Here is a 12,361-nt window from a genome sequence, read left to right on the forward strand (position 1 = left end):
TGTGCTGCCGACTCGTGAGGATACACACAGACTGAAACAGGCATAACCTGAATAAAATGGGTGGCAATCTATATCTAGTCAGCTAGAATCGTATTCCGGCTGTCATTAGGAAAGAGAAACGTGGACTTGGATGATTGAAAGTTCTGCTTAGAGGTAGAGTATGCCTTGGATAATCATTGCCGCTATAGCGACTGCCAGTTCGGTGACGATACTGGCGCTGGTTAATGTCTACCTTTACTCCCGTTACAAGCAGCGCTTCATGAAACTATGGGCCCTCGCCTGGGGGGTCCATGTCTGCAGGTACCTGTTCCTCATCCTCTCCGTGCTCTGGCCCGCGAGCCTCGTCTTTAAGCAAATCAACCACCTCTTTATCATCGCCAGCGCCGTCATGCTTCTGGCCGGCACCAGGAATTTCATCGGCCGCCCCCCCGCGCACGCGTTCGCCGTCACCGGCGCCACCCTGGCGCTCTGGAGCACGGGCGTGCTCTGGGCGGGGCTGCCGGCGATGTACGCCATCATCCCGATCTTCGCCTTCCTCGCCTTCACCTACATCCGCATCGGCATGGAAGTGCTGAAACAGGTGGAGCCGGGTGAGACCGCAAGCCGCGTGGTGGGGTGGCTCTTCATCGCTTGGGGAATCCACCAGGCAGACTACCCGCTGCTGCGCCCCATCGAGTGGTTCGCCCCCTGGGGCTTTCTCATCGGCAGCGTCCTCGCCACCAGTATCGCCATCGGGATGATCCTCATCTACTTCGAGCGAACCCAGCGGGGGCTGCAGGAAAAGGAGGTCCGTCACCTCAACCTGATCGAGTCGTCGCACAACTGGATCTGGGAGGTCGACGCCGATGCCCGCTACACCTTCGCCAGCCCCCAGGTGCGGGAGCTCCTTGGCTATGCACCGTCGGAGGTGATCGGCAAGACCCCTTTCGACCTGATGCCGGACGAGGAGGCCGCCCGCATCGGCGCCATCTTCGCCGGGGTCAGCTCTCGGCGGGAGTCCTTTCACAGGCTGGAGAACGTCAACCGGCACAAGGACGGTCGCCTGGTCGTGCTGGAGACCAGCGGCGTCCCGTTCTTCGACGCGCAGGGCAATTTTCTGGGTTACCGCGGGATGGACCAGGATATCACGGAACGCAAGCAGGCGGAGACGCGCCGGGAGGTGAGCCGGGAGGTGCTCCAGGTGCTGAACGAACCGGGCGACCTGAAGGGGGCGGTGGACCGGGTCATCGACCTGCTCAAGGCGAAGCTGCATTTCGCCGCCGTCGGTATCCGGCTGCAGGAGGGGGAGGATTACCCGTACTGGTCGGAGGCGGGATTTCCACCGGGGATGCTGGAGACGGAGCGGTCGCTGGTGGATCGCCTCCCCGACGGCGCACTGTGCAGGGACCAGGACGGCAACGTGCGCCTGGAATGCACCTGCGGCATGGTCATCTCGGGCCGGGTTCCCCAGGGGCATCCCAACACCACCCCGGGAGGAAGCTTCTGGACCAACGACTCGTTCCAGCTTCTGGAACTCCCCCCCGGCCAGGACCCGCGCCACAACCCGCGCAACGTCTGCATGCACCGGCAGTTCGCCTCCATCGCGCTGGTCCCCATCCGCTACAAGGACAGGATCGTCGGGCTTATCCAGTGCAACGATTATCACAAGGACCGCTTCACCCCGGAGTCGCTGCAGCACCTGGAAGGGATCGCGGCGTACGTAGGCGCGGCGCTGATGCGCAAGTGGTCCGAGGAGGAGCGGGTCACCCTGGAACACCAGCTGCAACAGGCGCAGCGGATGGAGTCGATAGGGCGCTTGGCGGGGGGCGTGGCGCATGATTTCAACAACATGCTCGGCGTCATCATCGGGCATGCCGGCCTCGCGCTGATGGACACCGCGCCCGGGGAGCCGATCCAGGTCCATCTGCAGGAGATCAGCAAGGCCGCGGAGCGGTCAGCCGACCTGACCCGCCAACTGCTCGCCTTCGCCCGCAAGCAGGCGATCAAGCCACAGGTGTTGGACCTGAACGAGACCATCGCAGGAATGCTGAAGATGCTGCAGCGGCTTATCGGCGAGGAGATACACCTGTGCTGGCAGCCGGGGAGCAGGATCTGGCCGGTCCGGATGGATCCGTCCCAGATCGACCAGATCATGGCCAACCTCTGCGTCAACGCCCGCGACGCCATCGCCCACGTCGGCAACATCACCATCAAGACCGGCATCGTCAACGTCGATGACGCCTACCGCGCCCAGCGCCCGGAGGCGGTCAATGGAGAGTACGTCTGGATCTCGGTGAGCGACGACGGCCAGGGGATGGACAGCGAGACCCTGGGGCACATCTTCGAGCCCTTCTTCACCACCAAGGGGGTCGGCGCCGGAACAGGACTCGGCCTGGCCACCATCTACGGCATCGTCACCCAGAACAAGGGCTTCGTGAACGTCGTCAGCCAGCCGGGACGGGGGGCCACCTTCACCATCCATATCCCCAGATATGCCGGCGCCTTGGAGCCCGCGACGCCCGAAGAAGAACGGGACCTGCCGCACGGCCGGGAAACGATCCTGCTGGTGGAGGATGAAGCGGGCATACTGCGCATGACGTCCCTGCTCCTGGAGCGCCTGGGGTACGCGGTGCTGACGGCGGGTTCCCCGAGCGAGGCGATACGCAGGGCGGCCGACCCGGACGTCTCCATCGACCTGCTCATGACGGACGTGGTGATGCCCGAGATGAACGGCCGGGAGTTGGCGAGCGAACTGATCGTCGGGCGCCCGCGCCTGAAGTGCCTGTTCATGTCCGGTTACACCGCCGACATCATCGCCCACCATGGGGTCATCGACGAGGGGCTCTCCTTCATCCACAAACCCTTTTCGCTGCCGGTTCTGGCCGCGAAGCTGCGCGAGGTACTGGAGCAGGCATGACGGGGCACCGGATCCGTCGTGATCCGGGCTGTAATCGCGGACGTGGGATGTGGGGGGCTCTGGATGCACTTCCTGATAGTACTGCCGGTCGCTTTTTTCGCCTCGCTGCTCAGTTCCATGAGCGGCGCGGGCTCCGCCATGCTCACCACGCCGGTCTGGCTCGCGCTCGGGTTCCCGCTGCCGGTGGCCATCGCCTCCAACCAGTTGAACGGCGCCGGCTGGACCCTCATCGCCGCGCGTAACTACCTCAAGGGGCACCGCATCGACTGGGTGCTGATGCGGGCGATGATCCTGTGCGGTCTCGCCGGCGCCTATGCCGGAACCGTGATCGTGCGGGGCGTCGATCCCCGCCTGCTGCAACGGGTCATCGGAGCCATCATCCTGTCGCTGGTGGTCGTGGTGGCGTTGAACCCTTCCCTGGGGCGTAACGAGAGCGAGCCCGCGCTGTCGCGAACGGTCACGGCGTTGCTCGCCTTTCCCCTGGGCGTCTACGAATCCTTTTTCGGTTCCGGCAACGGGCTCTTCACCTCGCTGCTCCTCGCCAAGGGGCGCGGCCAGACCCTGGTGGTCTCGCTGGGGTGCTACTACCTGGTCGCCTTCTTCTGGAACTGTTTCGCCGTCGCCGTCTATGCCACGGCCGGACTGGCCGATGCCCGGCTCATGATCCCTTCCACGGTCGGCTCGGTGGCCGGCGCTTACCTCGGCTCGAGGATCGGGCGGCACAAGGGGCACGACTGGGTCCGCGCCCTGTTCGTGCTGCTCGGCGGGGTCCTGGGGCTGAAACTGGCGCTCGGGTTGTAGATGACGGCGGCTGGCTGGTTATCCCACCTGGACCGTCAGCATGGAGATGGAGCCGCCGCTCCCCCTCCGTGCCGCTCAGGTCGCCTTGGCGTAATCGATCATCCCCTGGAAGTCGACCACCACGGCCGGTTCGTCTCCGACCACCCAGGCATCGTGCCCGACCGGCAGAAGGGAGACGTCGCCCGGGCCGCAATCGAACTCGCTGCCGTCATCCATCACCACATGCAGCTTGCCGGAGACGTGGTACTGGAAGTGCGGTGCTTCGCAGCTCTTCGTGTGCACCAGCGGCTGCACTGATGTAGACCAGCGCCAGCCGGGAAGGAAGGTGGCTCTGCCCACCAGAGCTCCGCCGATCATGATGACCTCGACCTTGCCGTCGGGAAATTCCCTCACTTCCGAGGGGGTGGTGAAGCTTTTTACCTCTGCTTTGTCGCCCGATATGACTTTCATAGCTGCCTCCTTGTAGGCTGCCTCCAACTTATTGTAAGTCCTATTTTATCCGGCGGTCAATGACGCCTTGCCGACTGTACCTCCCCCTTTTGCCAATCTTAGGGGCACAGCCGTGCCCCCCCCTCGACCTTGATGCTTTTCGAAGTCCTTGCTGCCAAAACAGCCGCGCTCCTCGCTAACCCCTCGTCATGACAAGGGGTATAGCCGCAGGTTATATCGATAACCTGGGGTTATGGTCGATGGTAAGTCTTTGAAACGACGGCCATTTTCTTAATGAGCGATGGTCGCCCGATAACCTGCGGTTATCGTTCATTGTTGTTGTCATGCAACGCCCTGCGGCTAAAGTTATCATTAATTCGGCACCTTGGCCTGTTGCACCGGTATTGGCATCACTCGTGCTCATGGGAAGAGGTCGCGGGAGGGCTTCATGATGCCTTCGTTGTGGCCATTCCGGGAGCGAAAACGGGTTCCACCCGAGACAAAAAGAAAGGAGAAAGATGATGAGTTCGAGGATAGGCGTTGTGTTGGCGGCGCTGCTGGTACTGGTGTCCGCCACGGTCCTGTGGGCAGGCGGCTCGGAGCCGCTGGCGAAGCTGCACCAAGGGAAGGCCACCTGCGCCGACTGCCACGGCAGCGGCAAGAAGATCAGCGTCGACGACAGCGAGCAGGGCGTCAACAAAAACTGCGTTGGCTGTCACGGCACGCTGGCAGAGATGGGGAAGAAGTCGCAGGAGGAGGTTAACCCCCACAAGTCGCACCTGGGCGACATCAACTGTACCGCCTGTCACCACGGCCACACCGCGTCCTGGGCCTACTGCCTGAGCTGCCATCCCTTCGACATGAAGATCGCCGGCGGGGGCGCCACCCCGACCAAGGCGACTCCGGTTGCCAAGGCCAAGAAGCGCGCCGAGAAAGCGGACGTCGTGGTCATCGGCGCCGGTGCTGCCGGCTTTACCGCGGCCATCACCGCGCACGACGCCGGCGCCACGGTGGTCATCATCGAGAAGCAACCGATAACCGGCGGCAACAGCATGCTCGCCGCCGGCGGGATGAACGCGGCCGAGACCTCCTTCCAGAAGGAGAAGGGGATCGCCGACTCGGTCGATCTCATGTACAAGGACACCATGACCGGCGGCGGCAACCTGAATGACCCCGCCCTGGCGATGATTCTCGCCAGGAACTCCGCCGGCTCGGTCGCCTGGCTCACCGGCCTCGGCGCCGACCTGAGCGACGTCGGCCGCATGGGGGGCGCCAGCGTCAACAGGACCCACCGTCCCAAGGGGGGCGCCGCGGTCGGTGCCCACATCACCGAGGTGCTGCGCAGAAACGCGGCCCAGCGCAACATCGACATCCGCGTCAACAGCAAGGTGGTGAAGATCCTCGAGGACAAGAAGGGGCGCGTGACCGGCGTCCGCGTGCTGGGCAAGCACAGCGGCGAGTACACCATCAACGCCAAGGCGGTGATCATCGCGGCCGGCGGCTTCTCGGCCAACCCGGAGCGGGTCGCCTACTATCGCCCCGAGTACAAGGGAATGACCACCTCCAACCAGCCCGGCGCCACCGGTGACGGCATCGACCTCGGCACCGCCGTGGGCGCGGATCTCAAGGACATGAAAGAGATCCAGATCCACCCCACCGTTGCCGCTGGGAGCCGTACCCTCATCACCGAGGCCGTGCGCGGCAACGGCGCCATCCTGGTGAACCACGAAGGGAAGCGCTTCGTGAACGAGCTCACCACCCGCGACAAGGCTTCCGCCGCGATCCTGGCCCAGAAGGGGCAGTCGGCCTACCTCGTCTTCGACGACGGCGTCCGCACGAGCCTCAAGCAGATCGACGGCTACTTCCACCTGAACCTGGTGCAGCAGGGGGCCACCCTCAAGGATCTCGCCGCCGCGATCAAGGTCCCGGCCGATACCCTGGAGGCGACGGTCGCCTCCTACAACAAGGGGGTCGATGAGAAGAACGACGCCGAGTTCAAGCGTCCCGACCTGCCGCGCGCCCTGCGCACCGCCAACTACTACGCTATCGAGGTGAAGCCGGGCGTGCACTACACCATGGGCGGCCTGAAGATCACCACCGCCAGCGAGGTGCTGGCTAAGGACGGCAAAACCATCGACGGGCTGTTCGCGGCGGGCGAGGGTACCGGCGGCGTCCATGGCAAGAACCGGTTGGGCGGTAACTCCATCTCGCAGACCATCACCTTCGGCCGGATTGCCGGCGAGAACGCGGCCAAGCTCGCCAAGGGGACACGGTAGCCGGTGCGCCGAAGCCATTCGGATCACAAGGAGGAGACGCCGGACGGCGTCTCCTCCTTGTTTGCCCCTGGGGCATCGTGTCAACTCCAACGGGCTTTTGAGCACGAGGCGGGTATGTATAACACCAGCTTCACATTGTTGCGCGACGGCAATTACCGCGTCTTTTTCATGGGACAGGGTCTCTCCTGGCTTGGGAGCGTGATGCAGTCGGTGGCCCAGGGATGGCTGGTCTGGTCGCTGACCAGGTCACCGGCGCAACTGGCCCTGGTCGCCATCATGCTCTCCCTGCCGGTGCTGCTGTTGAGCGTGCCGGCAGGGGTGGCCGCCGACCGCTTCGACAAGCGCGCCCTCCTCATGATCACCCAGGGGGGCTCCCTGATCCCGACCCTGTTCCTGGCCATCCTGGCCCTGCGCGGCGAGGTGACCGCTCCGGCCATCATGTTCCTCGCTTTTTGCCAGGGCGGGCTGAACGCCCTCGAGATGCCGGCGCGCCAGGCGCTGCTGGCCGAGCTGGTGCCGCGCACCAGCCTGAGCCAGGCGCTGGCGGCCAACGCCGTTGCCTTCAACGCCACCCGCCTGGTCGGACCGGCCGCCGCGGGCTGTATCATGGCCGCCTTTGGCCCCGCCCCCTGCTTTTTCATCAACGCCCTCAGCTATCTGGCCGCCGTCCTCGCCCTGCTCCGGGTGCGCCTCCCGTACCGGCTGCAGGAGCCGCTACGGCGCCAGGCGCTCCCTGCGGCGGAGCTGCACGAAGGGCTCCTCTTCGTCGCGGCCCGGGGGGAGGTCCGGCACCTCCTCCTCTCCGTGCTCCTGGTGAGCCTTTTTGCCATCCCCTTCGTGCCGCTGCTGCCGGTCTTCGCGGACGGCTTCCACTCGGGCGCGCGTGGACTCGGCCTCATGTCCGCCTGCCTTGGCGGCGGTTCGCTGCTCGCGGCGCTCTGGCTCGCCTGCGGCGAGAAGGCGCCCCGGTCCCCTTCCGATGGCACCGGCGCCGGCATGTTGTTCGCCCTGGCCCTACTGTGGTTCTCGCGGTCGCCCCATTATCCGATGGCGCTTTTGGCCCTGTTCGTTGCCGGGGGAGCTGTGGTGCTCTTTCTGACCCGGGTGAACCGGGCGCTGCAGCAGGCCTGCCCGGACCGGTTGCGGGGGCGCGTGATGGGGGTGTACACCTTGTCACTGCTGGGGATGGCCCCGGTGGGGAGCGCCGTCGTGGGCGGGGCCGCCACGACTGTCGGCGCCTCCTCGGCGGTCGGCCTCGGCTCCATGCTCTGCATCACCGGCCTCTTGTTGCTGCAGGGCACGGCGGGGCGAGTCCCGCGGGGCATACCGGTGCGGGTCGGTTCCCTGTGGGGGCGCGACGCTGTTGGTGATGAAGGCGCTGGTACTGGTAAAGTGGCGATTCCGCGCACTTTGTGACCTGGGTCACGCCTGGGTGATGCCGTGTGCGGTATGGTTACTCCACGTTCGCCATTCCAGCTCCGGGAGCCCATAACTGCATGTCGCACCGCTTGATTGCCTGCGCAGGAGCCGCCCTGCTCTTTCTGACCTCCGCCACCGCTTTGTTTGCTTCGGATACGGCTTCTTGTGAACTGAAGGTGAGAGAAGGCTACCGTTTTTATGACATAAGCGGCAAAACAGTGGACGACCTGGTACAAGAGATCAGGCACAATGGAACTAAGTGGAACGACGGCAAAGTGTACTCCGCCATGACCAACTGGGACATCCACTACAAGTACGAAGTCGCCTGCCAAAACGGCCGTTACTCGGTCAAGTCCGCCGCGACCCGCGTGGACATCCTCTACAACATGCCCCGTTTGAACCTCGCCACCTGCGCCCCCGACCTGGTCGGTGCCTGGAGCAACTACGTGACCCGCCTGCAAAGTCATGAGTTCGGTCACAAGGACCTGGCCGTGAAGGCCGCCTCCGAGGTGAACGAGATGTTCGGCACCCTCCCGAGTTTCGGCAGCGAGGAGGAATTGGCCGCCGAGATCATCAAGCGCACCGAGGAGAAATTCAAGAAGTTGAAAGAGATCCAGGTCGAGTATGATCATGACACCCGGCACGGCGAAACCCAGGGCGCCGTCCTGCTGGCCGGGTCGCAATAAAAAGGGGCTACAGGCCCCGCCCGTAACCCCTTTTCCTCCTGCCTTGCTTCCCTTTTAATTTCCACTACCTGCCGGTTCCGCCGGTCCCGGTGCCGGTGCCCATCGAACCGCCGGCGCCGCCAGTACCGGTGCCGGTGGTTCCGCCGGTGCCGGTGCCCATGTTACCGGTTCCCATGGAGCCCGTGCCGGTTGTGCCGGTGCCCATGTTTCCCGTACCCATGGTGCCGGTACCGGTCGTCCCGGTACCCATTGTTCCCGTACCGGTTCCGGGTCCGTAGTAGCTGCCGCCGGTCCCCTGGTTCAGGGTGCCGCCGGTGCCCCGGTCCATGGTGCCGCCGCTACCCCTGGTGCCCTGGTCATAGTAGCTGCCGCCGGTCCCCTGGTGCAAGGTGCCGCCGGTACCACGGTCCATGGTGCCGCCGGTGCCCTGGTTGTAGTAGCTACCGCCGGTACCCTGGTTCAGCGTGCCGCTCGGGCCGCGGTCAAGGGTGTTGCCCCTCCCCGGGGTCCCCTGTTCGAAGTAGGTGTTACCTGCGCCCGGGTTTAGTGTGCCGCCGGCGCCCCGGTCGGTGGTGCCGCCAGTGCCCCTGGTGCCCTGGTTGTAGTAGGTACCGCCGGTGCCTCTATCCAGAGTGCCACCCATGCCGCTGCCGGCGCCGGTGCCATAGTAACTGCCGCCGCTACCCTGGTTGTAGGTGCCGGTACCTCTCTGGTCGTAGGTCCCGCCGGTGCTGCCACCTACAGCGCCGCCCGCGCCGGTGCCCATGCTGCCACCGGATTCAGGTCCCAACCGTTCCACGGTGAAATCCTGCCGCACCGTGGTCCTGGCACCCACGCCGCTGGGGAGTGCGGTGCTGCTGAAGCTTTCCACTCTACCGCCGCCCGAGGAACCGGATACCGTCCCGCCCCGGTGCGACATTTTCGCTTTGTGGGTAGACCCGGCTTTGTGCGTCCCCGACTTGTGGGTCATCTTGTGGGTCTTGGCGGTGTGTGTGCCTGTGTCTGCCGCATAGCCCATGCCCGTGGTCATTCCCATCATGCCGAGCATGGCGACGACGGTGAATACCAACCTTCTCGCTGTTCTCATAGTCCGACCTCCGTTCCCGGTCTCCAGTCCGGGAGACACCGCCTGCGTCACTTGCAGCAGGGGCCTCGGCTGGGTCCTTACGGTGTCACTTTGGGTTGTATACCGACTTGCTGCTACTGAACCCAACTTAGCACATAACATTAAAAAAAGTCAATTTTGAGCCGTGGCGGCTGGGGTTGCAACGTGCTGAAATCGTGTCTGTTTTTACGAATGCAACCCTTGTCGCATATTTTCAACACCTTGACAATGTGCCCAAAAAGAGGCGCTGCCCAGCGGCGTGAGAGGCTCATGAGGACAGGGTGGACAGGGTGGACAGGGTGGACAGGGTGGACAGGGTGGACAGGGTGGGGCGACCCAACTCAGGGGGCGCGCTCGCGGTCCCTGCCGGAGGAGTGGCCGGTCGGCTATCTGGGAGGGGAGGCGCGCAGGAATGCGAAGAAATGGAACCGGGCTACCGCGCCCCTCGGCCCGCATGCGGTCACGCAACTGACTGTGAGGACGGCGGATCTGTCGGCCGGGGCGCCGGCGCGGGCGAGTTGCACCGGCAGGCCCTGAAGGCGCTGGATGAGCATCAAAGCTCGACCAGGTAGTCCGCCTCGCTCGCGCCGGAATTGCCACTGTTGAGATAGGGGGTCTCGGGGAGGATCACGGTCCACTCCAGCCGGGTCCCCAGGCGGCGCAGCTGGTCCGGAATCCCGTACTTGACCGCGTGCCAGACGCCGGTCAGAACGACCAGCTTGCGCCGCGGCTCTTTGTCGAGGTAGCGGGTGATGGCGACGGCCATGCCGCTGTTGCGGACGGTCTGGGCCTCGCAGTGCTCGGCGCGTCCGGTCGCGATGGAATGTTGGCAGGTGCTAATTCTAGCAGGTGGGGCAGATGGAGCCAGTCCGGGCGGAGATATTTCCGCAGGGGGGGCGGGAGGAGGATGGCGCAGGAGGGGGGAGAGGGAGAATGCGTGCTAGCGCTAGCTGTCGACGCCGGAGCGGCTCAACAGTCTTGCCAGCGACTCGCGCATGAGCCCGGGGTGGTACGGTTTCGCCAGGAAGGCCGCACGGGGGTCGCTGTCGATGAAGGGTGAGACCTCTTTCTTGCCGTAGCCGCTGCAGAAGAGGATGGGAAGCGAGGTGGTCTCCCTGCGCAGTTCCTGGTAGGCCTCGACGCCATCCATCTCGGGCATGGTGAGGTCCATCAGGACCAGGTCGATCTCCTGGGAGTGCTGGCGGTAGACGTCCAGGGCTTCGCGGCCGTTGCGGGCCGTCATCACCCTCAATCCCAGCCCGTTTAGGAGGACGGTGCCGAGCTGGCGCAGTTCCGGCTCGTCGTCAACGAGCAGGATGGTCCCCTGCAAAGGTTCCAGGGACGGCCGCGGCGGCTTTGCATCGCTCACCGCGCCGCGCGGCAGGTCCGTGGCGGGGCAGGTGGGAAAGAAGATCTTGAAGGTGGATCCTGCGCCGGGGGCGCTCGCGAGCTGCAGGGCCCCGCTGTGCCCCTTGATGATGCCCATGGTGGCGGACATCCCCAGGCCGCGCCCGGTGAACTTGGTGGTGAAGAAGGGTTCGAAGAGCCGCTGCCGCGTCTCGTCGCTCATGCCGCAGCCGTCGTCGTTGACCTCCAGACAGACGTAGGATCCAGGGGGGATCTGGTTGCCGAAGACGTCGCGGTCCGCCTCATCAGCGCCTATGGGGTGCTCCGAGAGGGCGATGCCGACGGTTCCTTTCCGGTCGCCGATCGCCTCCACCGCGTTGACCACGAGGTTCATGATGATCTGCTGCACCTGTCCCTGGTCCCCCTTGATCAGGGGAATGTCGGGCTCGATCAGGTACCGGAAGGAGACCTTCTTCTTGAAGGCGGGCTGGAGCATGCTCACCACCTCGCGCACCTGGACGCTCAGGTCTATCTCCGTCTGCACCAGGGGGCTTTTGCCGGCGTAGTTGAGCATCTGTCGGCACAGGTCGGCCGCGCGGTTTCCTGCCAGCTCGATCTGCTCGAGGTGCTGCTTCACCTGGTCGGAGGAGGCGGTGCGGGCCATGGCGCAGTGGCCGAGGATGATGGTCAGGATGTTGTTGAAGTCGTGTGCGATGCCGCCGGAAAGGACCCCCAGGCTCTCCAGTCTCTGGGTCTGCTGGAGCTGCTGTTCGAGCGCGAGCCGGTATTCCTCCGCCTTCTTCCGCTCAGTGACGTCCCGGGCCACGTGGACGCAGGCGGTGATCTCGCCGAGCTCGTTGTACAGGGGGGAAACCGAGATCTCGAAGAACCCGCCCAGGTGCTGTTCCTCCATCTCCACGTTGGGCGCCTCGCCTTCCTGCAGCAGTTTCAGGAAGGGGCAGGTGTCCGGGGCCTGGCCGATCTCGTGGAAAAGGTCGTAGCATTTGCGCCCGGGGAGTTCAGACGGGCGCATGCCGAGGCGGTCCGCCATGGCGCGGTTGGCGCGGGTGATGGTGTGCTGGGTGTCGGTGATGAAAATGAGGTCGGGGACGGCGTCGAAGGTGAGTTCCCATTCCCTCTTGCCGCGGCTGAGCGCTTCGTACAGAAACTGTTTGGTTAGATCGCCGTCGACTAGCATGCCGTCACCCCCAAGGTGCTACTATATCGTTCCGGGAGCGGCCAACCTTCCCGCGCGCCGCGCTGCAGGTGCATGCCGGGTTCCAGCGGTATCCTCAGGCTGTCGCAGGCGATCTCTGGTTTCATGGGGGCTCCCGTGATGTGGCGCCAGCCTGCGAGTGGGGGGGAGGCCGTGACCAACCCCGAAATCAAGCGATGCATGATC

At 64.7% G+C, this 12,361-nt stretch carries 10 protein-coding genes; 5 read left to right on the plus strand and 5 right to left on the minus strand.

Translation table 11 applies throughout. The features are described 5' to 3' along the window. Window positions 1–160 precede the first annotated feature (160 nt). Entirely contained in the window at window positions 161–2,896 is a 2,736-nt protein-coding gene (locus KOL99_RS14840; protein WP_216511258.1) for a PAS domain S-box protein, read from the plus strand. Between the two features lie 63 nt (window positions 2,897–2,959). Continuing rightward, window positions 2,960–3,697, plus strand: coding sequence for a sulfite exporter TauE/SafE family protein (locus tag KOL99_RS14845; protein ID WP_216511259.1), 738 nt, complete (start codon window positions 2,960–2,962; stop codon window positions 3,695–3,697). 75 nt (window positions 3,698–3,772) lie between these two features. On the opposite strand, the gene KOL99_RS14850 is transcribed toward KOL99_RS14845, so the two are convergent. Next, on the minus strand, window positions 3,773–4,147 hold the full coding sequence (locus KOL99_RS14850; protein ID WP_216511260.1) for a cupin domain-containing protein: 375 nt from the start codon (window positions 4,145–4,147) through the stop codon (window positions 3,773–3,775). A gap of 500 nt (window positions 4,148–4,647) precedes the next feature. Here KOL99_RS14850 and KOL99_RS14855 point away from each other — a divergent pair, with 500 nt between their 5' ends. The 3 genes from KOL99_RS14855 (at window position 4,648) to KOL99_RS14865 (ending at window position 8,507) form a co-directional block, all read left to right on the plus strand. After that, entirely contained in the window at window positions 4,648–6,402 is a 1,755-nt protein-coding gene (locus KOL99_RS14855; protein WP_236026262.1) for a flavocytochrome c, read from the plus strand. Window positions 6,403–6,516: 114 nt separating this feature from the next. Further along, complete coding sequence (locus KOL99_RS14860) at window positions 6,517–7,818, plus strand: MFS transporter (RefSeq protein ID WP_216511262.1); 1,302 nt, start codon at window positions 6,517–6,519, stop codon at window positions 7,816–7,818. Window positions 7,819–7,898: 80 nt separating this feature from the next. Further along, window positions 7,899–8,507 carry a DUF922 domain-containing protein gene (locus KOL99_RS14865; protein ID WP_216511263.1) on the plus strand — a complete coding sequence of 203 codons (609 nt, stop codon included), beginning with the start codon at window positions 7,899–7,901 and terminating at the stop codon, window positions 8,505–8,507. 64 nt (window positions 8,508–8,571) lie between these two features. Here the strand turns inward: KOL99_RS14865 and KOL99_RS14870 are convergent, their stop codons facing one another. The 4 genes from KOL99_RS14870 to KOL99_RS21840 all read right to left on the minus strand — a co-directional run bounded on the left by KOL99_RS14870 (window position 8,572) and on the right by KOL99_RS21840 (window position 12,282). Beyond that, window positions 8,572–9,594, minus strand: a complete 1,023-nt coding sequence (locus KOL99_RS14870) for a hypothetical protein (protein WP_216511264.1) — start codon at window positions 9,592–9,594, stop codon at window positions 8,572–8,574. 571 nt (window positions 9,595–10,165) lie between these two features. Next, complete coding sequence (locus KOL99_RS14875) at window positions 10,166–10,528, minus strand: ChaN family lipoprotein (RefSeq protein ID WP_328760677.1); 363 nt, start codon at window positions 10,526–10,528, stop codon at window positions 10,166–10,168. Window positions 10,529–10,558: 30 nt separating this feature from the next. Then, complete coding sequence (locus KOL99_RS14880; protein WP_216511265.1) at window positions 10,559–12,157, minus strand: hybrid sensor histidine kinase/response regulator; 1,599 nt, start codon at window positions 12,155–12,157, stop codon at window positions 10,559–10,561. Then, window positions 12,151–12,282: a hypothetical protein gene (locus tag KOL99_RS21840; protein WP_268898943.1), complete on the minus strand. Its 132-nt coding sequence runs from the start codon at window positions 12,280–12,282 to the stop codon at window positions 12,151–12,153. The genes KOL99_RS14880 and KOL99_RS21840 overlap by 7 nt, the downstream gene beginning before the upstream one ends. Between the last annotated feature and the right edge of the window lie 79 nt (window positions 12,283–12,361).

Origin of the sequence: Geomonas azotofigens, from assembly GCF_018919395.1 — a bacterium.
Taxonomy (GTDB): domain Bacteria; phylum Desulfobacterota; class Desulfuromonadia; order Geobacterales; family Geobacteraceae; genus Geomonas; species Geomonas azotofigens.